This is a genomic window from Rhizobium sp. Root1334, from assembly GCF_001426665.1.
Taxonomy (GTDB): domain Bacteria; phylum Pseudomonadota; class Alphaproteobacteria; order Rhizobiales; family Rhizobiaceae; genus Pararhizobium.
In genome coordinates this window covers 132,072-156,401 of record NZ_LMEY01000004.1, presented here as the reverse complement: position 1 = coordinate 156,401, position 24,330 = coordinate 132,072, and the positions used below count along the sequence as shown (strand labels likewise).

Genomic DNA, 24,330 nt, shown 5'->3' with positions numbered 1-24,330 from the left:
CACCGAGCCTGCCTGCAAAACCTTCTGCCGGAACCCGAAAAGCCGATGAGTGAAATCCGCGCGTTGCAAAGCTCCGATATCCCGGCTCTGGCAGGGATGTTTCAACGTGTCTTCCGCGATCCAAAGGTTCCGCCCGGCAAGGGTCTGGCAGATTATCTCCGGCATTTTTATCTCGATGCGCCAGGCCAGGATATCGGTATCGCCTCACTCGTTCATTTGAGTGACGGCGGCGAGATGACCGGCTTCGTCGGCGCCACGGGTTTGCCGATGACGTTTCAGGGCCGGCAATTGCGGGCGGCGATTTGCGGCTCGCTGATGGTCGAGGGGCGGGACGCCGATCCGCTGGCGGGTGCGCGGCTGCTCAAGGCATTTCTCGCCGGCCCGCAGGACCTGTCGTTCAGCGAAACGGCGAGCGAGGTGTCGGCCGCAATGTGGATGAAGCTGCGTGGGTTGGCCCTGCCGCAATACAGTCTCGACTGGCTGCGCATCATCCGGCCGGCCGGGTTCTTTACGGAGCTTGGCATGAGCCGCATCAGCGCCGCTCGTTTTCTGCGGCCGCTGGCGCGCAAGACTGATGATATTCTGCTCCGGCGCATGCGTTCCGACGATCTGCGGTGGTCCGGGATTCCGGCAACCTGGAACGGGCACGGCAGTTTCAAGACAAGCGATGTGTCTGCTGACGACTTTGCCGAACTGTTTGTCCGCTTGACCGCGCGGTACCTGTTGCGGCCTGATTTTTCCAGCGAGCAACTCGCCTATATTTTGCAGGATACAAAGCACGCGAGAGCCGAAGGTGCGGTCAATTTCTGCAAGGTCGAAGCTCGGACCGGCGCTGTCATCGGAGCTTTCGTCTATCACGGAGATGCAGGGCGCATCGGCAGGGTTCTGCAGATCCTGTCGATCCCCGGTCAGGAGCGCCAGGTTATCGATTGCCTGATTGCACATGCCGCAGGGCGGGGTCTGGTTGCGCTGCGCGGCCGTACCCAGCCGGCGCTTCTTGAAGCCATGCTCGGGCGCCGTATCTCGTTCACCCATATCGCCTCAAGTGTCATCCATGCCAAGGATCCCGAAATCCTTCAGGCCTTCCAGAATGGCGAAGGGTTTTTCAACGGGCTTGCCGGTGAACACTGGAGCCGGCTGGCAGCGGGCGATATCGACTGACACGCTCGCCGCCGCTTATCCTGTCGCGGATTATTTTGGCGCGATTTCGCTCACCGGTTCGACCAGTTGCGGCGCAAGGTGCAGGTAGCGCGTCGCCTTGCGCTTGGCAGTGATATCGGCCCAGACGCGCGACATCTGATCGGCGGTCAGGCCGGCGGCGGCTGCAACGGTTTCTGCTGGCAGATTATTGTTGAGGCCGTAAAGGCAGAGATCCATCCGATCATAGGGCAGGGAGAAGTAGAACTCCTCCTGTGTCTGTTGCAGCGAATAGGTATCTGTCGTCGGCGGACGTCTGCAGATTTCCTCCGGCACACCGAGATAGGCGGCCAGCTGATAGACCTGGGTCTTGTAGAGATGGGCGATCGGCTTGACGTCGGCGGCGCCGTCTCCGTTCTTGACGAAAAAGCCCTGGTCATATTCCAGCCGGTTCGGCGTGCCGATGACGGCATAGTTCAGCCGGTCGGCATGGAAATATTCGAGCTGCTTGCGGGTGCGCTGCTTCATGTTGGTGGCAGCGACGATCCCGAGGTAGACGGATGGCGTCATCCGCAGCTTCGTCTGTTTGCCGTCCGGGTCCTGCACGACGAGGTAGGAAATGTTGTAGCCATCGCCTTCGAGTGCGCTGGAAATGACGATCTTCGAGGCCCAGGCGCTGGTATACTCCGGAACCAGCTCACGGATGAAGGCGTCGCGACGATCGTAGCAGCCCATGGCCTGTAGTGACGGGCCGATATCTTCGACGACACTGTCAATGCCGAAGGTTTCGGCGATCTTCCGGCCGAGGCGCAGGCTATCCGGATCGGAATCGTTTTCCGGCATGAACAGCGCATAGACGTTCTTGGCGCCGACTGCGCGGGCGGCCAGAGCTGCGCAGACGCTGCTGTCGATGCCGCCGGAAAGACCAAGAACGAGGCCACGCTTGCGCAAGGGGCCACGCAATTGCTCACGTAGCGCTGCGACGATCTTGTCGGTTTCCTTGGCCGGGTCGATTGCCAGCGTCGCTGCTGAGAATACGGCGGTGGTTTCGGCGCTATGCATGTTCATTCGGCAGCCTCCAGTGTTTCTGCGGCGAGCCTGCGGCTGACCTTGCCGGTATCTGTTTTAGGGAGTTCGTCGCGAAATTCGATGAGACGCGGAACCATGAAATCTTCCAGATGGGCCGCGCAATGCTTGATGATCTCGCGGTCCGTCAACGCCGGATCGGAGAGAACGACGATGGCTGCGATCGCCTGGCCAAGGACCGGATCAGGCAGACCGATGACGACCGCCTCGGCGATACCCGGATGGGCGTGCAGCACCGTCTCGACTTCCTTCGGCGCAACCTTCTCCCCACGGGTCTTGATGATATCGTCCTTGCGGCCGACGAAATAGAGGAAGCCTTCCTCGTCGGTGCGGAAGAGATCGCCGGTGTAGAGCACCTTTTCCCAAGGGTTGGGTCCGGCGCGCAGCATCTTGCTGGTCGCCTCGTCATTGCGCCAGTAGCCCTGCATCACGTGCGGGCCACGGATCACCAGCTCACCGGGGACGCCAGGCGCCACGCGCTGGCCATTGTCATCGACCACGAAAGCTTCGGTATTGGGGATGGCAATGCCGACCGAGCCGGGGCGGCGATCGAGTTCTGCCGGCGGCAGGTAGGTGCAGCGCTTGCATTCGGTTAGGCCGTACATCGAATAGACCGTTGCGCGCGGAAACAGTTCGCGCAGGCGGGCGATATGGGCCGGAGGCAGCGCGGCTGCGGTATTGGTGATGTAACGCAGGCTCGGCAGGAAATCCGGTTCTAGATCGCGCATCTGCAGGATCATCGCGGCCATGGTCGGCACCAGCGGGAAGCCGGTGACGTTTTCTTCGCGGATACGGTCGAAGATGGCCTGCGGGAAGGCGAACGAGGCCTCGAGCACGATGGTTGCGCCGAGTTTGACGGCCATCAGCAGCTGGTAGAGGCCGTAATCGAAGGCGAGCGGAAGGACATTCAGGATGATGTCGTCGGCCCTATTTTCCAGATAGGTGGTGATCGAGGTTGCCGCTGCTTCGACATTCCGATGCGTCATCATCACGCCCTTCGGGCGTCCGGTCGAACCCGAGGTGTAGATCAAAAGCGCCAGATCGACGTCGATACCGTGATGTTTGACATCGGTTTCAGTGACTGCAAGACAGGCCTCGAAATCAGCAATGCCGTCGCCGGGGCCAGCGCCTCTGAATTTCGTCGATGCGACAAACAGCGGCCGTGGTTCGATCGCCCGCGCTTCAGAGACGATGGGCAGCAGTTTACCTTGGGTCAGAATACCTGCCGCTTCGCAGTTTCCAATCATGTAGGCGAGCTTGTCGGCCTTGGTCGATGGATTGACCGGCACGGCAGTGGCGCCAGCTTTCAGGATGGCAAAAAGCGAGACCGCTGCTTCCCAGCAATTGTTCATGAAGACGAGGATGCGGTCGCCGCGCACGATTCCGTCCGCGGCAAGCGACGAAGCCAGCCGTCCGGCTGCCGCGTCGAATTCCGCATAGGTAAAGCGCTTGTCGCCGGCCACCAACGCTGTCTTCGCGCCGTTCATGCGGGCGCTGTTCTGCAGAAATTCTTCGACGCGCATCGTCTGTCTCCCGTCGCCTGATCGTGTCAGGCCGACATCTTGTTGAGTGCGGGCTGCTGGGCGTGCTTGGCAACAAAGGCTGTGATGCGTGCCACGGAATCGAGATTGGCGGGGACGATATCCGCGTCGGCCATGACGAAACCGAACTGATCCTCGATGAAGGCGACGAGTTCGAGAACACCGGTGGAATCGATGACTTCGTTTTCGATCAACGATGCCTCGTCCTGAAGGTCGTAGGACGCGTCGCCAAACAGGAAGTTCTCGATGATGAAGGCCTTGATGCTGTCCTTGATAGGTTGGGTCATATGTTTTTCCTCAGATAAAGATCAGGCCGCCTTGGTGCTAAGCGCCTTGGTGGCTGAAAATGTGTTTTGCCAGAGTTGGGTTGATAGGATGCCGACGAAGGCGACATTGTCACGATAGCCGGAAGCCGGCTTCTCGCTGCATTTCTCGTAAAGCTTCGAAACGGCCTTCGGGTTGAAAAGGCCGGATGCCGTGATGCTGCGCTCGCTGAAGGCGTCGCGGACATAGTCCCGTTCGTTGCCGCCGACGAAGGACTGGCTGTCCGGTGCCCGATAGGGCTGCTTGGTCCGGCGCCCGATGGTCTCCGGGAGAAGGTCTTTTGTCGCTTCCCGCAGGATGTGTTTTTCGACCAGTCCCTTGAGCTTCATTTCGGGCGGCAGCCGGGTGGCGAATTCGACCAGGCGATGGTCGAGGAACGGGAAACGGCCTTCGATGCCATGCGCCATCGCCATGCGATCACCCTGGCTTGACAGAATATAGCCCGGCAGAAGGAAACGGCTTTCGAGATATTGCGCCTGATGCAATGGGTGCCAGCGGCCAAAGTCTTGCGGCAGCCGCGAAACCATTTCTGCGGCGGCGTCATAGCCGTCAAGCGTCTGGCGTAGATCGCCTGAGAAGAACAGCTTGGCGGCGGCGGTCCCGCGCAAACGCGGCCGGTGCGAAAACAGCGGATCGTCCATACTGTCGGCGCCGGCCCCGAAGAAGGCGGCCAGATATTCGGCCGATTGCTGCTTCAACCCCGGCAGATAGGCGTAGAGCTTGCGGAACAGATGCGGCCTGATCCGCGAACCCGGCTGGCGGGCGCAGAAGCGGCGGACGCGAGCCTCCTTGAAAATATCATAGCCGGCAAATACCTCGTCGGCACCTTCGCCGGTCAGGACGACCTTCAGGCCCTTTTCGCGGACAAGACCGGACAGCTGATAGAGCGGTGCAGGGGCGGTGCGCAGGATCGGGCGCTCGGTAAAGCGGATTACTTCGGGAAACACTCGGGCGATATCGCCTTCGCCGCTGGCAACTGCGTGATGATGCGTGCCAAGAGCCTGCGCCATCTGGTGCTGGAAAGCACTCTCGTCATGTTCGGCACTTCCGAAGGTGACCGAAAACGTCGAGAGTCCGCCTGACGCCATGGGGGCTGCCAGCGCCGAGACGATCGATGAATCAAGGCCGCCGGAGAGGTAAGAGCCGACCGGAACATCAGCCCGCATCCGGATACGTGTCGCATCGGTCAGCAGGTCGCGGAGTTCTTCGGCGGCGGCGCGCTCGTCCGTGTAGGCGGCTGGCTCGCCCATATCCGGATATTGCAGCTGCCAGTAAGGCTTAATCGACATCTCGCCCTTCTCCGCAATCAGCAGATGCGCGGGTTCTAGTTCAAAGATGTCGCGAAAGGCGGTGCGGGGTGCAATCGGCGCCCAGAGCGTGAAGATCTGATCCAGCGCGAAGGGGTCCATCTCAGCGCGAACGCCCGGCACCTGCAGCAGGGCCTTCACTTCCGAGGCGAAATAGAGGTTTTTCCCGACCATTGTATAGAAGAGCGGGCGGACGCCCATGCGGTCGCGGGCAATGATCATGCGTTGTGTGGATGCGTCCCAGATCGCAAAGGCAAAATCGCCGTTGAGCAAGGACATGCAATCCAGCCCCATGCGCTCATAAAGGTGCAGGATGACTTCGGTATCGCTGCCGGTGCGGAACACATGGCCCTGCGCGTTCAGCGTCTCGCGCAGTTCGACATAGTTGAAAATCTCGCCGTTGAATACGATGGTGAAATCGCCGCTGGAATGCGTCATCGGCTGCTGGCCGTCGCCCAGGCCGACAATCGACAGGCGTACATGGCCGAGCCCGACGGAGGGTGCGGTAAAGATGCCCTGCTCATCCGGCCCGCGATGTGCAATCGCGGCAACCATGCGCTGCAGCAACGGCTGCGCATCATGAGGCGCGACGCCATCTCCGAAGTATCCGCCAAATCCGCACATGCAGCAAAATCCCCGACTTGCCCTGGAAGCCGCATATTGCCTGAAAAGCGTCCGTGATGTGTTAATCTGGACCAGAATTCAGAAGCGATTTCCGGTATTTGGTCTCACGGTAAAAATTGATTTAAGAGTAGTTCCGGCTTTTTATTAAAGTTCTAAGCAATGAAAGGTTGGCCCCTGTTGACTTGGGAAATGCAATTTATCACGCGCCGTCGCGTCTTTTCAGGGCGATTTCGACGCTTGATCGGGTCGATTTCTGCTAAGTCTATGCAATCTTGGGTGGATTTTGTGAGCGCCAGAAGATTTTTAACCTGGTGACGTTGTCCGGCACTATGGTCAATTAATCCGCAACGACGGTGGCTGATGCGTCTCTTCTTAATCAGGCGAGCGGTTGGCTGTGCTGTTTTGCCCCGGAATGGCAGGATCGCTAAAGACGAATTTTGGTCTGGAAGTGCCGGCTACGGCCTTGCAGATGAAAAGGACCGTCAGCAAAGGCCAGAAAAAGCAGAGAACCAGGCCCGCTACGCGGTAGATCGACCATTGGCCGCCGGCTCGCTCGCCTTCGATATAAGTTGGCACGAGATAAATAAAGGTGGTCAAGGCGTAAGCCAGCGCCGCAATCTGGAGGGTCGACATGGTGGTGCGCTCCTCTTCTGTTTACGTTCGCACTTTTCTCCGTCCTGCAATTTGCGCGAAAGCTGGAGACAAGTCACTGCTATAAAGGGCGAAATTAACGCTTTCTTAACTTAAGGTAAATTTCCGGCTCGCTCAGCCGGTCTTGGCAAATTTGCGCGATTCATGACAAGGCATGTCTTAGTTCCCCAATCGATCTTGCCAAACCGGTCTGTTGACAGGTCTCGAATTCGCAAACTAGGTTAAGTCCAATAAGTTGACTTAATGATCGGGGAGCGAAACCTGGGAGGGCTCGTCATGCTGTGATCCAGGGAATCGGCGTCCGGGCCTCCATGAGGCGTGGCGTTTTCCCATGGCTGCGAAATCAAAGGGGTGGGCGTCTTGCTTCGCTCCAAATCACGCAGGATATTCTGATGTTCGTAGTCTCAAGCTTGCAAGGTAGGCAGGCGAGAATCCTATCTTTCATATCCCCTTCTATCGCAAACGTCATAGCACAGGGTTCAACACATGGATTATCTGGTCAATCTTTCACTGGTTAAGCCGATTCCGGAACTGAACGCGCGCATGAAAAACGCAGGGGTCACCATCCGGCGTGCGCTTGCCCCGGAATTCGAACTGGCTACCGGCTGGGTGCGGGAGAAGTTCGGCTCCGGTTGGGCGAGCGAGACGGCAGTGGCTTTCGCCCGCCAGCCACCGACCTGTTTCTTGGCGACCCGGGCGCAAAAGCTGATTGGTTTTGCCTGTCATGAATCGATTGCCCGCGGTTTTTTTGGACCGACCGGGGTCGATGAGGCGGCGCGCGGCGAGAGTATCGGCCATGCCCTACTTCTCGCCAGTCTGTTGGATTTGAAAGTCATGGGCTACGGTTACGCCATCATCGGCGATGTCGGGCCATCGGCTTTTTACGAGCGGACGGTGGGTGCTGCGCCGATCCCGAATTCCGCCCCCGGTGTCTATGCCGGGCTGCTCAACAGCGCCGAATGACCGTTTTCTGGAGGATATGATGACGATAGCAAGCAAGACAAAGTACCAGCTGGAGACATTCTGGGTGCCCGCGGGGCAGGATGAAAATCCTGTCTATACGCTGACCTTGACCAACAATACCGACCAGTCGCTTGAAGGTTTCAAGCTTTGTGTTTCAGGTCCGGCCCGCATCGATCCGGAAGCCACCATTGAAGGCGGACGTTTGTTGAAGCGGCTGTCGAACCACTCGGAATTTGCGCCGCTGGATGGCTTTGTGCTCAAGCCCGGAGAGACCTGGACCATCAAGGCGCATGGCATGAGCTATCACCCCAAGCATTGGACCGATGGTGCCAATGCCGGTTATGTTGTGCTTGCTGACAACAATACGGTGCCGGTCAGTGTTGCCCCGACCCGGGCGAAGGGGGACAACGCCGCGCTGACACGTGGTGCCGTGGTCTATCCGGTTCCGAAGGTTGCGCCGGTGACGGTATCCGTTGTGCCCTGGCCGAATGCCGTTTCGGTTTCCGGTAGGCTGGCGCCTCCCACCGGGCTTGCTCTGCAGGCTGAAGGTGGCGAGGCTGGGGCTGCTGCAGAGGCATTCGCGGTGCTTTCGGACGGTCTCTTTCCGGTCGAAGGGATTGTCCGTCCTGCTGCCGAAGGTGGTTTTCCTGTCTCCTTTGCTTCAGCCGACGGCCTTGCGCCGGACGCATATCGCATCACGTTCTCCACATCCGGGGTAACGATATCAGCGCGCGCTCGCGCCGGTTTCCTTTACGGGTTGATCACGCTTGGGCAGATTCTGCGCGGCGCGCGGCTTCATCCCGAGACCTTCCTGTTTCCTGCATCCGGCGAGATCGCCGATGAACCGGCGCTGTCGTGGCGCGGTGTACATCTCGATGTCGCCCGGCAATTTTACAGCACAGCGGAGATCGAGCAGTTCCTGCGCATCATGGCCTGGAACAAGCTGAACCGCTTTCATTGGCATCTGTCCGACGACGAGGCGTGGCGCGTCGAGATCGATGCCTATCCGGCCCTGACGGAGGTCGGCGCATGGCGCGGCCATGGTCTGAAAATTCCGCCGCTGCTCGGCTCCGGTCCGCAGGTGACCGGTGGTTATTACACCAAGGCTGCCATCCGGCAGATCGTCGCCTTGGCGGGTGCGTTGGGCATCGAGGTGATTCCGGAAATCGATGTGCCCGGACATTGCTACGCCATGCAGCAGGCCATCCCGGAACTGCGTGACCCGCAGGAGAAGGGCAGCTACTATTCCGTTCAGGGCTTCCCGGATAATTGTATCAATCCGGCCCGGGAAGAAACCTACCGGGTTCTCGAAACGATCTTTGACGAACTGATCGAGCTGTTTCCGTCCAAGATTATCCATATCGGCGCCGACGAAGTACCGCTCGGTGCGTGGTCGGGGTCGCCTGAAGCGCTCGCCCGTCTGCGTGATGTCAGCGGAGAGGGTATGGCAACGGCGCATGCCGCGCGGCTGAACGTCATTACCAATACACACGGCGCCGACGAGATCGACGGATCAGGCGCCGCTGTGCTGCAGGCGGAGTTCCTTGCACGCGTGCAGGGCTTCCTGGCCTCGCGCGGCTGCATCACCGGGGGCTGGCAGGAGGCAGCGCATGGTAATGTCATCGACAAGGGGCAGTCGCTGCTGTTCGGCTGGCGGACGGTCGAAGCATCTGCTGCCTTGGCGGGGGAAGGCTATGATATGGTCGTCTGCCCCGGCCAGGTCTATTACCTAGACATGGCCAACAGTCAGGCATGGTCGGAACCAGGCGCTAGCTGGGCGGGCTGGTCAGATCCGGAGAAACTCTACACGTTTGATCCGATCGAAGGCTGGAGCGAAGAGCAGAAGAAGCGGCTGTCCGGCGTGCAATGCTGCATCTGGTCGGAGCCGATGACCGATCGTGGCGTATTCGACCGGCTTGTCTTCCCGCGTCTGTCGGCGCTGGCGGAAACTGGCTGGACAGTCCCCGAGCGAAAATCCTTCGCCCGCTTTGAGGCGCTGGTCGGTTTGATGCCGATCCTTTACGGGATTTACGCGGAGCGTTGATCGAGCGGGAGCGCGAGCAGATGCTGCACGCGCTCCCGTCCCGCCGATTGCAAAAAAGTGGACTTGGGTTTAGCCAGATATGATGAGTCACAAAATCAATTAAAGATTGTATTTTCCGGCGATACTGACGCGGCCTTGTGATGTCGCGGAATTAAATACTTGGAACTTTCTCCCATTGCGGGATTGGTTCTGCCAAATTCTGTGAAAATATATATAAAAACAATATTTTGCGTAATTTGAAAAGTGAAGGGCAGCTCTGCATTCGAAGGCAGAGAAGATGTTATATGCTTAGAAATTGCCCGACTTATTAATTCTTATTTTAATAATTATACCAATAGTTGTATCGTGCATTCGAATATTAGAATGTTCGAGCATGACGCTGATGCACAAGCCGGGAAGATCGGCATGTCTTTCACAGAAACCTGACCGGCACGCTGCTGTCTTTCGGACATACGGCGATCACCAGAGTCAGGGTCATACGAGATATCGGATAAACGGACATTCGCGGCGCTGATCAGCCGATGCGTGCCCATTGTTGCGCCCAAATGGCGCATGAAAATTGAGCGGATGCCGAAGGAGGCGTTGAATGGGCAAGCTTTTCCCACGTTTTGGCGGTGATGCCGCGGCTGTTCTAGCCGCGATGCATACGTCGCAGGCGATTATCGAATTCGATCTCAACGGTAATATCCTCAATGCCAATCCGAATTTCTGTTCGGCGTTGGGCTATGAGCTTGGGGAGATCAGAGGCAAGCATCACCGGATTTTTGTCGATCCGGCGGAAGCAAGCAGTGTGGAATACCGCGAATTCTGGGCCCGGCTCGGCCGTGGCGAATTTGACCGGCAGCAGTACAAACGTGTCACCAAGAGCGGCCGCGAGATCTGGATCGAGGCTTCCTATAACCCGGTCTTCCGCGGCAGCAAGCCCTACAAGGTAGTAAAGTTCGCAACCGACATCACCGCCGTCCGCCAGAAAGCGATGGAGGATGCCAGCAAGCTGAATGCCGTTTCCCGCTCGCAGGCGGTGATCGAGTTTACCCCGACCGGCGAAATCATTACCGCCAATGAAAACTTCTGCGGTGCGTTGGGATATCAGTTGCAGGAAATTCAAGGCCGGCATCATCGGATGTTCTGTGATCCCGCCTATGTGCAGACGGAGGAATACCGGCAGTTCTGGGAGGGGCTTGGGCGCGGCGAATTTACTGCCAATGAATTCCGGCGTTTCGGCAAGGGCGGCAAGGAAATCTGGATCCAGGCAGCCTACAACCCGATCGTTGACGGCAAGGGCAAGGTCTATAAGGTCGTGAAGCTTGCGACGGATGTGACCGAGCGCATGGGCGCAGTCGGGATGCTCGCCAAAGCATTGAAAAACCTGGCCGATGGCGACCTGACTCAGAAACTCGACAATCCCTTCGTTCCAACCATGGAAAAGGTGCGCCACGACTTCAACGACGCCGTGGGCAAGTTGCGGTCAGCGATGCATTCCGTTGGTTCCAATGCGCAGGCGATTGCCGCAGGCTCGACGGAAATCCGCTCCGCGGCCGACGATCTGTCGAAACGAACAGAACAGCAGGCCGCCTCTGTCGAGGAGACAGCCGCAGCACTTGAGGAAATCACTACCACCGTCGCGGATTCCAGCCGCAGGGCGGAGGAGGCCGGTCATCTGGTTGCCGCGACACGCGCCAATGCGGAGCGGTCCGGAGCCGTGGTGCGCAATGCCATTACGGCGATGGGGGAAATCGAGACCTCGTCACGGGAAATCTCCAACATTATCGGCGTCATCGATGATATCGCCTTCCAGACCAACCTCTTGGCGCTGAATGCGGGAGTGGAGGCAGCGCGCGCCGGTGATGCCGGCAAGGGCTTTGCTGTCGTTGCCCAGGAAGTGCGCGAACTGGCCCAGCGATCGGCCAAAGCCGCTAAGGAAATCAAGGCATTGATCAACACCTCGGGCGAACAGGTGAAAAGCGGTGTTTCGCTGGTCGGCGAAACCGGCAAGGCTCTTGAGGAAATCGTCAAGCAGGTCCAGGAGATCAACACCAACGTCGTCGCCATTGTCGAAGGCGCGCGGGAGCAGGCGACCGGGTTGAAGGAGATCAACCAGTCCGTGAATGCCATGGACCAGGGCACACAGCAGAATGCGGCGATGGTGGAACAATCGACGGCGGCAAGCCACAGTCTGGCCCGCGAAGCGGAGGCTCTGTTCTCGCTGCTTGGCCAGTTTCGGGTCGGCCAGCAGACGAACGCCCCGCGCGCGGTGGAGGCTGGACATTATTCCCGGCCGGTGGCTTCGCCGGCCCGCAAGATGGCAGGGCAGGTGATGCGCGCTTTTTCCGGGAATGCGGTGCCTACTCAGGAGAACTGGGAAGAGTTTTAACCCGTCTGGCATCGGTTGAAATAGGAACGGCGCCGCTGGTTGCGGCGCCGTTTTTCGTTGAGTTGCTCGACCGTCTATTCGGCGGCTTCAAGTCCGGGCAAGAGCGGCTGGGTATGCAGTTGCGTTACCGAGGCCGTTTCGTGAGGGACGGTTTGTCCGCTCTTCTTCAGCGGCCTGTTTCCGGTCATCGCACGCACTAGCGTGTAAAAGACCGGCGTCAGGAACAGACCGAACAGCGTCACGCCAATCATGCCGGAGAACACAGCGACCCCCATGGCATGGCGCATTTCAGCACCGGCACCAGTCGAGATGACGAGCGGTACGACACCCATGATGAAGGCCATCGAGGTCATCAGGATCGGGCGCAGGCGCAGGCGGCTGGCCTTGATGACGGCGTCGAACGGCGTCGCCCCCTCGAACTCCAGTTCCCGGGCGAACTCGACGATCAGAATGGCATTCTTGGCTGACAACCCGACCAGCACGATCAGACCGATCTGGGTGAAGACGTTGTTGTCGCCTGCCGTCAGCCAGACCCCGCCCAGTGCCGCCAGAAGCGCCATCGGAATGATCATGATGATCGACAACGGCAGCGTCAGGCTTTCGTACTGGGCTGCCAGCACCAGGAAGACCAGCAGGATCGACAGCGGGAAGATCAGGATACCGGTATTGCCGGCAATGATCTCCTGATAGGTCAATTCCGTCCATTCGAAGGTCACGCCTGCAGGCAGTGTTTCTGCCGCAATGCGCTCAACAGCGGCGCGGGCCTGGCCGGATGAATAGCCGGGTGCCGTATTGCCGTTGATGTCGGCCGAGAGGAAGCCATTGTAGCGCATGGCGCGTTCCGGGCCGGCGCTTGAGGTGACGTTCAGGACTGCCGACAGCGGGATCATTTCACCGGAGCTGGAGCGGACTTCCAGCTTGCCGATGTCTTCAGCCTGAGCGCGGTAGTCGGCATCGGCCTGAACACGCACGGAATAGGTTCGTCCGAACTTGTTGAAGTCGTTGACATAGACCGAGCCGAGATAGATCTGCAGCGTGTTGAAGATTTCCGTCAGCGGAACGTTCAGCTGGCGGGCCTTGGCCCGATCGACGTCAGCATAAAGCTGCGGAACATTGACCTGGTAGCTGGAGAACATGCCGACCAGTTCGGGCGTCACGTAAGCCTTGGCCATGAAACCCTTCACGGCAGCATCGAGTGCCTCGTAGCCAAGCCCGGCCTTGTCTTCCAGCTGAAGCTTGAAACCACCGATGGCACCAAGACCCTGGACAGGTGGCGGCGGGAAGATGGCGCTGAAGGATTCCTGGATGACGCTGAGTTCCTGGTTCAGCCGCCCGGCAATCGCGCCGGCCGAGAGGTCAGGCGTGGTGCGTTCCTCGAAAGGCTTCAGCGAGAGGAAGACGATGCCGGCATTGGAGGAGTTGGTGAAGCCGTTGATCGACAGGCCTGGGAAGGCGATGGCGCTTTCGACGCCGGGAACCTTCAAGGAGATGTCGCTGATGCGGCGGATGACCTCTTCCGTGCGGTCGAGTGAAGCACCGTCCGGCAGCTGGGTGAAGCCGACCAGATACTGCTTGTCCTGCGGCGGGACGAAACCGGGAGGCACGGCCTTGAAGAAGAACACGGTGGCGCCGACGAGCAGGAGATAAACGCCCATCATCAGGGTCTTGCGTGAGATCACGCCCCGGACGCCGGAGCTATAGGCCCGCGAGCCGCGCGAAAACACGGCATTGAAGCCCCGGAAGAACCAGCCGAACAGGAAGTCCATTACCCGGGTCAACCGGTCCTTCGGCGCATCATGGCCACGCAGAAGCAGGGCAGCAAGCGCCGGGGACAGCGTCAGCGAGTTGAAGGCCGAGATGACGGTCGAAATGGCGATCGTCAGGGCGAACTGCTTGTAGAACTGGCCGGTCAGGCCGGAGATGAAGGCGAGCGGCACGAAGACGGCGACCAGCACCAGAGCGATCGCGATGATCGGGCCGGAGACTTCGGTCATTGCCTTGTAGGTCGCTTCGCGCGGCGAAAGGCCGTCCTCGATGTTGCGCTCGACGTTCTCGACGACGACGATCGCGTCATCGACGACGATGCCGATGGCCAAAACGAGGCCGAACAGGCTGAGCGCGTTGATCGAGAAGCCGAGCATCTGCATCACGGCGAAGGTGCCGATGATCGAGACGGGAACCGCGATCAGCGGAATGATCGAGGCGCGCCACGTCTGCAGGAAGATGATGACGACGATGACGACCAGCGCAATGGCTTCAAGCAGCGTGTGGATGACGGCCTCGATCGAGGCGCGCACGAACTGCGTCGTGTCATAGACGATCTCGTAATCGACATCCTGCGGCATCGATGCCTTGATTTCCTCCATGGTCGTGCGGACCTGGTCGGCAATCTCGATTGCATTCGAACCAGGTGCCTGGAAGACGGGGATGGCGACTGCCTGCTTGTTGTTCAGCAACGAGCGCAGCGAATACTCGGCTGAGCCCAATTCGATGCGCGAGACATCGCGCAGGCGGGTGATCGCGCCGGTCGGGCTCGTCTTGATGATAATCTCGCCGAACTCTTCTTCGCTCTGCAGGCGTCCCTGTGCATTCACGGACAGTTGCAGATCTACGCCTTGGGAATTTGGCGACGAGCCGATCACGCCGGCTGCGGCCTGGACGTTCTGGGCACGGATTTCATTGACGATATCGGAGGCGGAGAGGCCCAGTTGGGCCATCTTCTGCGGATCCAGCCAGATGCGCATCGAATAGTCACCGGAGCCGAACAGCTGGACCTGGCCGACACCGTCGATACGGGCCAGCCTGTCCTTGACGTTGATCAGCGCATAATTGCGCAGATAGGTCATGTCGTAGCGGCCCTCGGGCGACGTCAGATGCACCACCATCATCAGGTCCGGAGAGCTTTTGATGGTGGTGATGCCAAGACGGCGGACTTCTTCCGGTAGCCGTGGCTCGGCCTGGCCGACGCGGTTCTGGACAAGCTGTTGCGCCTGATCGGGGTCTGTGCCGAGCTTGAAGGTGACAGTCAGTGTCATCAAGCCGTCAGTGGTCGCCTGGCTGCTCATGTAAAGCATGTCCTCGACGCCATTGATCGATTCCTCCAGCGGCGTCGCCACCGTTTCGGCAATGACTTTCGGGTTTGCGCCCGGATAGTTGGCGCGAACGACGATCTGTGGCGGCACGACATCGGGATATTCCGAGATCGGCAGGATCGTCATGGCGATCAGGCCGCCCAGGAAGATGATGAAAGACAGAACGCCCGCGAAAACCGGGCGATCGATAAAGAACCTGGAGATATTCATGGCGTGATCCGCCCTTGTGCTGAAATGCCGGAAAAGGCTTAGTTGGTTATCGAGGCTTGCTGCTGGGGATCGGCAGCCGGTTTCATGGAGACCATTTCAGGCGCGACGAGCGCGCCGGGACGGATGCGTTGCAAGCCGTTGACGACGATGCGCTCGTCAGCCTTCAATCCGGCCGTCACCACCCGCAGGCCATCGGATTTCATGCCGACGGTGATCTCGCGGTATTCCGTGGTGTTGTCCGGTTTGATGACCATGACGTATTTCTTGTTCTGGTCGGTGCCGATGGCGCGTTCATGGATGAGCACGGCGTCTTCGGACTTCGCCTGGCCCATGCTCAACCGTGCGAACTGTCCCGGCATCAGGGCGCCATTGGCATTGTCGAACACGGCGCGAACACGGATCGTGCCGCTCTGGGGATCAACGCTGTTATCGACCAACTGGAGCTTGCCGCTCACGCCCGGCAGGCCGGCGACATCCATGCGGACCGGCACACGGTCGATGAAGTTGCGGGCGTTCACGCCTTCCGGAAGCTCGGCAAGGATGCCTGAGACGATCCGCTCGTCGGCTTCGAAGCTGGCATAGATCGGGCTCAAGGAGACCAGACGGGTGAGGATCGGCGAGGAAGGGCCAGCAGCGATCAGGTTACCGGCGGTGATCTCGATCTTGCCGACGCGGCCGGTGATCGGGGCGCGGATTTCGGTGTAGCTGAGGTTGAGTGCCGCAGATTGCAGCACTGCGCGCGCCGCCTCAAGGTCGGCTTCGGCGCTGGCGAGGCCGTTCTGGCGCTGATCGACCTCGCTTTGCGAGACTGCGTTGGATGCCAGCAGCTGGGTGCCGCGCTTCAGTTCGACGCGGGCCAGCGAAGCGCGTGCTTCGGCTGCCGTCACGCTTGCCTGAGCTCTGGCGACCTCCGCCTGGAAGGGGGCGGGATCGATGGTGACGAGCAGGTCGCCCTTTTCTACGATCGCACCTTCCTGGAAGTGGACAGACTGGATGGCGCCAGCGACGCGGGAGCGCAGCTCGACGTGATCGACGGCTTCGAGGCGGCCTGAGAACTCGCTCCACTGTGTCACCGACTTGGCTTCCACGACCGCGACGGAGACAGGAATGGCGACGGGAGCTGTGGTCGAAGCATCGGCCGCGTTGCCGCTGCCTGCGGTGCTTCCCAGCAGGTCGAAATAGATCGTCGGCGTGATGGTGGCGACTGCAAGCACGAGGCCGGTGGTGAAAAGCTTGGTTCTGAAAGTTCCGAATGACATGGCGGTTATCCTGAATTTCTGCCCCGGGTGGTGGGCGGCCGGTCGTCCTTCGTGGGAGGCGGAGGATTTAGGCTAGGGTTGCATTGACGTTCAATACCGTTCGGTATAGAAATAAGTTCTGAAACCGATCACTGTCAATCGAATTATATACCGATCGGTATAAAAAAATTCGGGAGGGCCCACCCCATGGGACGGCCAAGAGAGTTTGATGTCGATGAAGCCTTGGAAACGGCGATGGAGCTGTTCTGGCGAAAGGGCTACGAAGGCACGTCTCTGACCGACTTGACCGAGGGCATGGGCATTACCAAGCCGAGCCTCTATGGGGTCTTCGGTAATAAGGAAGGCCTCTTCCTCAAGGCCCTGGAGCGTTACGAGCGCACCAAGATGAATTTCTTCCATGAGGCTCTGAGGGAGCCGAAGGCGCGTGTTGTCGCCGAGAAAATCCTGAGAGGCTTTGCCGATTCACAGACCGCGGAAACGGGTCCAAGTGGGTGTCTTGGCATCAATGGTGCGCTTGCCTGCAGTGAGGCGGCTGCCGAAATCCAGAAATGCCTCATCGAAAACCGCCAGCGCGGCGAGCGTGATCTGGGTAGCCGGTTTGAGCGCGCGGCGAAGGAGGGCGACCTGCCTGCCGGGCATGAGCCTTATGATCTTGCTCGCTATATCATGACCATTTCACAGGGGACCGCCATTCAAGCGGCATCCGGTGCGGATCGATCGGCGTTGTACCGCGTCATCGATATGGCGCTTCAGTTCTGGCCCGAAACCGTCGTCGCGCAGGGCTGAATCAATCGACCACCCAAGTTCCCTATACAACATAGGGAGTGTTTCGCGGGTTCAACTACTCGTCGCTCATCTTTCCGTTGCGTGATTCCAAGCGATACCGGTTGCCGGGATAAACCAGCCGCGCAAAGGACACGGCCCGCTTCGATGACCATGTGCGGCGGCGAATGAGCAGGCAGGGTTCGGTGCGCAGGATGACCAGCAGCTTGCATTCCCATGGCTGTGGCATGGCGGCTTCGACAATATGCTCGGACCCGCTCAAGGGGGCTTCTGCTGTCAAATAGGCATTGGGCGTTTGCGCCGTAAAGTCCTGTTCCAGGTAGCCTGGCGCCGCTTCGGGGTTGACGAAACGGTCTTCGACCTGGACCGGAACGCCGTTTTCGCTGTGGACGATCAGTGAATGAAACACCGGTGCGCCGATCGGTAGCCCGAGGGCATCGGCAACATCCGGCGCGGCAGTTTCCTGCGCCAAAACCACCACGGATGCCTGATGCGTATGGCCTCTCTCGTCGATCTCCTCGGCGATATTGCGGACTTCGAACAGTTCGGAGTAACCTTTGCGCTCAGCAACGAAAGAGCCGACCCCCTGGATGCGCACGAGTTCGCCCTCGCTCGCCAGTTCCCTCAAGGCACGGTTGGCCGTCATCTTGCTGACGCCGAGTTCCGCAACCAGTTCGTTCTCCGATGGCACCCGGTGTTTTGGCGGCCATTCGCCGCTCTGGATGCGGTCAAGGATCATCTGCTTGACGCCGGCATAAAGCGGCGAGCCGTCGTTGTCGCTGGCGTCCCATTTTAACGGAGCTTTCGGGGCATTGCTTCGTTTCATATGTTCATTCCCTGGGCGGAATTAATTTTGCATTCAAATGCGGCCGCGTACTTGCATACCATAAAAATTAGCATATGGTACCATATACAACATGGATGTTCAGAGGCATTTTTGCCGCGTTATCCATCAAGATATTTGTGAAGCCGGGGCAGATCGGCGGACGTTGTTGAAGATAAACCTCAGAGGAACGTGAACATGAACCTGTCAAAATTTCTGATGGCTGGTGCCGTCGCTTTTGCAACCCTTTCCGCTCCGTTGGCTCAAGCCAAGGACTGGAAGACTGTTACCATCACGCTTGAAGGCGCCTATGCGCCGTGGAACCTCACCAATCCGGACGGCACGCTCGGCGGCTTTGAACCGGAGCTAGCAAAATATCTGTGCGACCACATGAAGGTCGAGTGCACGCTGGTCGCTTCCGATTGGGACGGCATGATCCCGGCGCTCAATGCCGGTAAGTTCGACGTCATCATGGATGCTCTGTCGATCACCGAAGAGCGCAAGAAGATCATCGACTTCACCATCCCTTACGCCCACACGCACGCTGCTTTTGCGACCCTGAAGGACAGCCCGCTGGCCAATGCTGCCGGTACCGGAACGGTTATCAAGCTCGATCCGGGTGCAACCGGCGTCAAGGAAGTCGAGGCGATGAAGGCGGCGTTTGCCGGCAAGACCATCGGCATCCAGGCCGCGACCGTCTATTCCAAGTTCGTCTATGACAATTTCGGCGATATCGCCACGGTTCGCGAATACAAGACCGGCGCTGAGCGCGACCTCGATCTCGAGAGCGGCCGTATCGATCTGGTGTTCGACGACGCCGTCTATCTGATCTCGGCATTCGAGAAGGCCAATGGTTCGCTCGGCTTCACTGGTCCGGAAATCGGCGGAACGATCTTCGGCAGCGGCGAGGGGCTCGGTATCCGTCAGGCCGATACCGACCTGCGCGACATGTTCAACAAGGCGATCGAGGCGGCACTTGCCGACGGCACGATCAAGACCTTGTCGATGAAGTGGTTCAAGACCGACGTTACGCCCTGATTTCAGGTTTTCCCGCCGCTTGCTATTTTAGCGGCGGCGGGCACACTTGCTGCGGCAGGCCGTTTTCTCGGATGAGGTGCGGCCTTCCACATCCACTTGAAGATCGGGAAGCCGGCCTGGCCGGGAACGACGGGACGCCTGCGGCATGTCTTTACTTCAAATGATCGGATTTGGCCCCACCGGCTGGGGCGGACTGCTGCTTGTGGCAGCCCTGATGACGCTTGCCGTCACCGCCGTCGCGCTGTTGATCGGGGCAGTTTTGGGTACCCTGATTGCCTGGGCAAAACTATCCGGCAGCCGGTTCTTCCGGACCCTTGGCGGTATTTATACCACCGTTTTTCGCGGGGTTCCCGAGCTGTTGATCATCTATCTCGTCTATTTCGGCGGATCGAGCGCGATCACCGCCATCGGCACGGCCATGGGGTATGAGGGCTTTCTGGGGCTGCCATCGTTTGCGGCTGGCGCTCTTGCCGTCGGTATCATTTCCGGGGCCTATCAGGCCGAGGTGTATCGCGGCGCCTATCTGGCTATCCCCAAGGGGGAACTTGAGGCAGCGCAGGCCATCGGGATGAATCGCGGTTTGCGTTTCCGCCGTATCATTGGCCCGCAGGTATTTCGCTTCGCCATTCCGGGCATCGGTAATGTCTGGCAGCTCAGCCTCAAGGATTCCGCATTGGTCTCGGTCACCGGTCTTGCTGATCTGATGCGGACCAGCCAGGTTGCGGCCGGCTCCACCCGCCAGCACTTCCTATTCTTCATCGTCGGTGGCTGCCTCTACCTGATCCTGACGAGCCTCTCCGACCGCCTTTTCACCGGCGCCGAAAAGCGCGCCAGCCGCAGCATGCCCTCTGGCATCGGCCAGGCCTGACCGAGGAGACGCGCGATGGATTTCCCCTTCATGTTCGACACAATGAAAACGTTGCTGGCAGCATTGCCGACAACCTTGGCATTGTTTGCGCTCTCGGTCTTCTTTGGCGGCCTTCTGGCGCTTCTCATCGTCTGGATGCGCGTCAGCGGCAATGCGGTCGCCCGCAATTTCGCCAAGGGCTACATTTTCATCTTTCGCGGCTCGCCGCTGCTGATCCAGATGTTCCTGATCTTCTACGGCCTCGGCCAGTTCGGCTTCATCCGCTACAGTTTTCTGTGGCCGGCTTTGCGTGAACCTTTCGTTTGTGCGGTGCTGTCCCTGGCGCTCTGCACGGCGGGCTACTCGGCGGAAATCTTCCGCTTCGGGCTGCGCGCCATTCCATCCAAGGAGATCGAGGCGGCGCGCTCGATCGGCATGTCCGGCTTTCTTTTGACCCGCCGTATCCTCGCCCCAATCGCTTTCCGCCATGCGCTTCCCGCCTATTCGACGGAAGTGGTGATGATGGTGAAATCAACGGCGCTCGCCAGTCTCGTCACCGTCTGGGAGGTGACCGGCGTTGCACAGCGGCTGATCTCGCAAACCTACCGCACGATGGAAGTCTTCCTTTGTGCCGCCGCCATCTACCTCATTCTCAACTTCATCATCCTGCAGGCGATGGCTTTGCTTGAGTATAAGCTGACGCCGCATCGGCGCGCTGCACCGCTATTTCCGGTGCCGCAACGATGAGCCCCGAGACCCCCAAACAGACTGGAACGACCATGGCAGGCACGACAAGGCTTTCCGTCCGCGACATCCGCAAGAGCTTCGGTACGCATGAGGTTTTGCGCGGGATTTCGCTCGATGCCCGCGATGGCGATGTCATTTCTCTTCTCGGTGCCAGCGGCTCGGGTAAATCAACCTTCCTGCGCTGCATCAACCTTCTGGAGATCGCCGATCATGGCGAGATTTCGGTCGATGGCGAATTGATCCAGATGGCTCAGCGCGGTGGCAAGAATTACCCTTCCGACCGCCGGCAGGTGGATCGCATCCGCTCCGAACTCGGCATGGTGTTCCAGTCGTTCAATCTCTGGTCCCATATGACCATCCTTGAGAATGTGATCGAAGGGCCGGTTCACGTTCTGAAACGTCCGCGTGCCGAGTGCATCGCCGAGGCCGAGGCCCTCCTGGAGAAAGTGGGGATTGCCGAAAAGCGCCACGCCTATCCGGCGCACCTGTCCGGTGGTCAGCAGCAGCGTGCGGCGATCGCCCGCTCGCTGGCGATGAAGCCGAAAGTCATGCTGTTCGATGAACCGACCTCGGCACTGGATCCGGAACTGGTCGGCGAAGTGCTGCGTGTCATGCGCTCGCTGGCGGAAGAGGGCATGACCATGCTGGTCGTCACCCACGAAATGAGCTTTGCCCGCAACGTTTCCAACCGGGTTATCTTCATGAAATCCGGCGAGATCGACAGCGATGGTGCGCCGGACGAATTGTTCGGTTCGGGTGGTTCGCCAAGCTTCCGCCAGTTCATCGGCAATTTTGGGGGCTGATCGTGCAGGATATCGTGCTTGAGAGCGCGCTCGACTGGCGCGCCGTAGCGGCGGTTGCCAGTGGCGCAACGCTTACTCTTTCCGATGCGGCCAGACAGCGGGTTGAGACGGCAAGCCACATTGTCTCGGCGATCGTTGAAAGCGGCGTACGGGCCTATGGTGTCAATACCGGCGTTGGTGCTCTTGCTGATACGGTCGTTGACCGTCCTTCTCAAAGCCGCTTGTCGCGCAATATTATCCTCAGTCACGCCTGTGGCGTCGGCCCACGACTGGAAGCGCGGGAAGTCCGCGCGATCATCGCAGCCCAGATCGCCAATTTTTCACACGGCCATTCCGGTGTGCGCCCGGCGATCGTTGAACTGCTGCAAACCTTTCTGCGCGAAGACTGCATTCCCGAAGTGCCATCCAAAGGGTCGGCCGGATATCTCAGCCACAATGCGCATATCGCACTGGTGCTGATCGGCGAGGGCAAGGCCCGGTTGAAGGGTAACATGGTGACCGGTGCCGAGGCGTTGAAGACGCTTGGCGTTGCGCCACTTGTTTTGCAGGCGAAGGAAGGCCTGAGCCTCGTCAATGGCACGGCCTGCTCCGTGGGGCTTGGAGCGGTCGCCTTACAGCGGGCGGAGCAGCTGCTGGATTGGGCCGACTCCATTGCCGCACTGACGATCGAAGCGCTTGGCTGCCAGATGGCAGCCTTTGACGCGGATGTGCTCGCGCTTCGCAAGTCTGCGGGGATCGAGAAGGTCGGCAGGACCTTGCGCGAGCGGCTGGCCGGGAGCGGATTGATCGAGGCCGCGCAAGGCGTGCGCACACAGGACGCCCTCAGCCTGCGTTCCGTTCCGCATGCCCATGGTGCCGGGTGGGACGTGTTCGATTTTGCGAGTGCCGTCGTCAATCAGGAACTGGCCTCCGTCACCGACAATCCCGCTGTCTCCGGCACGCCGGAAGCACCGGTGGTCTCCTCCGAGGCCCATGCCGTCGCCCCGGCGCTTGGCCAGGCTCTGGATAGCCTCGCCATCGCTATTGCCCAGATTTCGATGATGAGCGAGCGCCGGATCGACCGTCTCGTCAATCCGCTGGTCAGCGGCCTGCCTGCGTTTCTGGCTGCGGACCCGGGTGCTGGTTCCGGCTTCATGATCGCGCAATATACGGCAGCTGCGCTTGCGGCGGAAAACCGGCGTCTTGGCGCGCCCGCCAGCCTTGATGGCGGCATTACGTCGGCACTGCAGGAGGATTTTCTCGGACATCCGACGGCCGCCGCCAACAAGCTTCTTGCTGTCATCGACAACGCTGAACAGATCTTCGGAATCGAGTTTGCCGCCGCCGCACAGGCGCAGGACTTCAAAACGGGCGTTGCGTCGAGAGCAGCGGGGACCGATCTACTCTATCGCCATATCCGTGCGGATGTGCCAACCTATGCCGACGACCGGCCGCTCGGCTGGGATTTGGAAAAGGCCCGCGATCTCCTGCGCAGACCGCTGCCTCCACACACCTGAAATTCCCGGAAGGATACTGCCATGACCGCCCATTTCGACGTTGCTGTTGTCGGCCTTGGCGCCATGGGGAGTGCCGCCATTGCGCATCTGGCCGCGCGCGGCGTCAAGGCAATCGGCATCGATGCCTACTATCCGGCCCATGCGCTGAGTTCGTCGCATGGCGATAGCCGTTTGATCCGGCTCGGCTATTTCGAGGATCCATCCTATGTGCCATTGCTGCAGCGCGCCTATGCCAATTGGCGGGCTCTGGAAGCACGGTTGCGCGAAGATATCCTGACAATCACCGGCGTGCTGCAGATTGGCAAGCCTGACAGCAAGATCGTCAGCGGCACCAGGAAGAGCTGCGCGCTACACAACCTGCCGCTGGAAACGCTGGATCCAAACGAGATGCGCAGCCGTTTTCCGGTGTTTTCGCTGGATGCTGACGAGATCGCATTGCTCGACCCGCAGGGCGGCTATCTGCGGCCTGAAGCGGCGGTCATGGGTCATCTCAAGCTGGCCGCCGCCGATGGGGCGGCTTTGCATTTCGGCGAGAAGGTGACCGCGATCGAGCCGGGCGAGAGTGGCGTAATCATCGTATCTGAGACCGGACGTTATCATGCCAGCAAGGTGATCATCGCGACCGGCTCGTGGATTGGCGAGCTGGTGCCGGCGTTGCGCGATCATGCGGTGCCGATCAAGCAGGTGGTCTCCTGGTACCAGCCAACGGACGGTTTCGTCACGATGCCGCAGCGCATGCCGGTGTTCATTCGCGACGAGGGAGAGAATGGCTCGTTCTTCGGCTTTCCGGCGATCGGCGTCGACGGTGTCAAAGTGGGCCGTCATGCGCATTTCCGCGAGCCGATCGATCCGAACCAGCCCAATCCGCCCGTCAATGACAGGGATACGGATCTGCTCGACAGCTTTATCAAGCGCCGTCTACCAACTGCGGCCGGCTTGCGCGTGCGCTCCACCACCTGCCGCTATACGATGCTGCCGAGTGAGGATTTCCTGCTCGACCTGATGCCGGGTGACAAACGCATCGTCGTGGCGTCACCCTGCTCCGGGCACGGGTTCAAGTTCACCAGCGTCGTCGGCGAAATCCTGGCTGATCTGGCTCTGGATGGCGGCACCGATCTGCCGATTGGAGCGTTTTCGTTCGCGGCAATGGACCGATTTCTGGCAGCGCGGGCTGCATGAGC

The 24,330-nt window shown here is 59.7% G+C and carries 19 protein-coding genes; 11 read left to right on the top strand and 8 right to left on the bottom strand.

All coding sequences use genetic code 11. The annotated features are described in order from the left end of the window. Positions 1-45 precede the first annotated feature (45 nt). Positions 46-1,161 (top strand): hypothetical protein, encoded by a 1,116-nt coding sequence (locus tag ASD36_RS10020; RefSeq protein WP_060503117.1) that lies wholly within the window; start codon positions 46-48, stop codon positions 1,159-1,161. 30 nt (positions 1,162-1,191) lie between these two features. Here the strand turns inward: ASD36_RS10020 and nadE are convergent, their stop codons facing one another. From nadE to ASD36_RS09995, 5 genes are all read right to left on the bottom strand, one after another. Further along, complete coding sequence (gene nadE / locus ASD36_RS10015; protein ID WP_060503116.1) at positions 1,192-2,205, bottom strand: NAD(+) synthase; 1,014 nt, start codon at positions 2,203-2,205, stop codon at positions 1,192-1,194. Further along, entirely contained in the window at positions 2,202-3,746 is a 1,545-nt protein-coding gene (locus ASD36_RS10010) for an AMP-binding protein (protein ID WP_060503115.1), read from the bottom strand. The genes nadE and ASD36_RS10010 overlap by 4 nt, the downstream gene beginning before the upstream one ends. Before the next feature lie 26 nt (positions 3,747-3,772). Beyond that, positions 3,773-4,051 (bottom strand): acyl carrier protein, encoded by a 279-nt coding sequence (locus ASD36_RS10005; protein ID WP_060503114.1) that lies wholly within the window; start codon positions 4,049-4,051, stop codon positions 3,773-3,775. A 21-nt stretch (positions 4,052-4,072) separates the two neighbouring features. Continuing rightward, a complete protein-coding gene (gene asnB / locus ASD36_RS10000; RefSeq protein ID WP_060503113.1) occupies positions 4,073-6,019 on the bottom strand; it encodes an asparagine synthase (glutamine-hydrolyzing) in 1,947 nt (648 codons plus the stop codon). 372 nt (positions 6,020-6,391) lie between these two features. Next, on the bottom strand, positions 6,392-6,652 hold the full coding sequence (locus ASD36_RS09995) for a hypothetical protein (RefSeq protein ID WP_060503112.1): 261 nt from the start codon (positions 6,650-6,652) through the stop codon (positions 6,392-6,394). Positions 6,653-7,156: 504 nt separating this feature from the next. Here ASD36_RS09995 and ASD36_RS09990 point away from each other — a divergent pair. From ASD36_RS09990 to ASD36_RS09980, 3 genes are all read left to right on the top strand, one after another. Then, the gene (locus ASD36_RS09990) at positions 7,157-7,633 is read left to right on the top strand and encodes a hypothetical protein (protein WP_060503111.1); all 477 of its coding nucleotides are present in this window, start codon (positions 7,157-7,159) and stop codon (positions 7,631-7,633) included. A 19-nt stretch (positions 7,634-7,652) separates the two neighbouring features. Continuing rightward, positions 7,653-9,677, top strand: a complete 2,025-nt coding sequence (locus ASD36_RS09985) for a beta-N-acetylhexosaminidase (protein ID WP_060503110.1) — start codon at positions 7,653-7,655, stop codon at positions 9,675-9,677. A gap of 586 nt (positions 9,678-10,263) precedes the next feature. Continuing rightward, entirely contained in the window at positions 10,264-12,051 is a 1,788-nt protein-coding gene (locus tag ASD36_RS09980) for a PAS domain-containing methyl-accepting chemotaxis protein (protein ID WP_060503109.1), read from the top strand. 74 nt (positions 12,052-12,125) lie between these two features. Here ASD36_RS09980 and ASD36_RS09975 read toward each other — a convergent pair whose 3' ends face one another. Then, positions 12,126-15,353: an efflux RND transporter permease subunit gene (locus tag ASD36_RS09975; protein WP_060503108.1), complete on the bottom strand. Its 3,228-nt coding sequence runs from the start codon at positions 15,351-15,353 to the stop codon at positions 12,126-12,128. A gap of 38 nt (positions 15,354-15,391) precedes the next feature. Continuing rightward, positions 15,392-16,612, bottom strand: a complete 1,221-nt coding sequence (locus ASD36_RS09970; RefSeq protein WP_060503107.1) for an efflux RND transporter periplasmic adaptor subunit — start codon at positions 16,610-16,612, stop codon at positions 15,392-15,394. A gap of 186 nt (positions 16,613-16,798) precedes the next feature. Here ASD36_RS09970 and ASD36_RS09965 point away from each other — a divergent pair, with 186 nt between their 5' ends. After that, positions 16,799-17,398: a TetR/AcrR family transcriptional regulator gene (locus ASD36_RS09965; RefSeq protein WP_060503106.1), complete on the top strand. Its 600-nt coding sequence runs from the start codon at positions 16,799-16,801 to the stop codon at positions 17,396-17,398. Between the two features lie 55 nt (positions 17,399-17,453). Here the strand turns inward: ASD36_RS09965 and hutC are convergent, their stop codons facing one another. Next, positions 17,454-18,221: a histidine utilization repressor gene (gene hutC / locus ASD36_RS09960; protein ID WP_060509996.1), complete on the bottom strand. Its 768-nt coding sequence runs from the start codon at positions 18,219-18,221 to the stop codon at positions 17,454-17,456. A gap of 195 nt (positions 18,222-18,416) precedes the next feature. Here hutC and ASD36_RS09955 point away from each other — a divergent pair, with 195 nt between their 5' ends. The 6 genes from ASD36_RS09955 (at position 18,417) to solA (ending at position 24,328) form a co-directional block, all read left to right on the top strand. After that, on the top strand, positions 18,417-19,256 hold the full coding sequence (locus ASD36_RS09955) for a transporter substrate-binding domain-containing protein (protein ID WP_060503104.1): 840 nt from the start codon (positions 18,417-18,419) through the stop codon (positions 19,254-19,256). Between the two features lie 145 nt (positions 19,257-19,401). Next, on the top strand, positions 19,402-20,124 hold the full coding sequence (locus tag ASD36_RS09950; RefSeq protein ID WP_060503103.1) for an ABC transporter permease subunit: 723 nt from the start codon (positions 19,402-19,404) through the stop codon (positions 20,122-20,124). A gap of 15 nt (positions 20,125-20,139) precedes the next feature. Further along, the gene (locus ASD36_RS09945; RefSeq protein WP_060503102.1) at positions 20,140-20,850 is read left to right on the top strand and encodes an ABC transporter permease subunit; all 711 of its coding nucleotides are present in this window, start codon (positions 20,140-20,142) and stop codon (positions 20,848-20,850) included. Positions 20,851-20,882: 32 nt separating this feature from the next. Then, on the top strand, positions 20,883-21,653 hold the full coding sequence (locus ASD36_RS09940; protein ID WP_060509994.1) for an ATP-binding cassette domain-containing protein: 771 nt from the start codon (positions 20,883-20,885) through the stop codon (positions 21,651-21,653). Positions 21,654-21,655: 2 nt separating this feature from the next. Continuing rightward, complete coding sequence (hutH, locus tag ASD36_RS09935) at positions 21,656-23,149, top strand: histidine ammonia-lyase (protein WP_060503100.1); 1,494 nt, start codon at positions 21,656-21,658, stop codon at positions 23,147-23,149. A 21-nt stretch (positions 23,150-23,170) separates the two neighbouring features. Continuing rightward, positions 23,171-24,328 (top strand): N-methyl-L-tryptophan oxidase, encoded by a 1,158-nt coding sequence (solA, locus tag ASD36_RS09930; RefSeq protein ID WP_060503099.1) that lies wholly within the window; start codon positions 23,171-23,173, stop codon positions 24,326-24,328. Positions 24,329-24,330 lie beyond the last annotated feature (2 nt).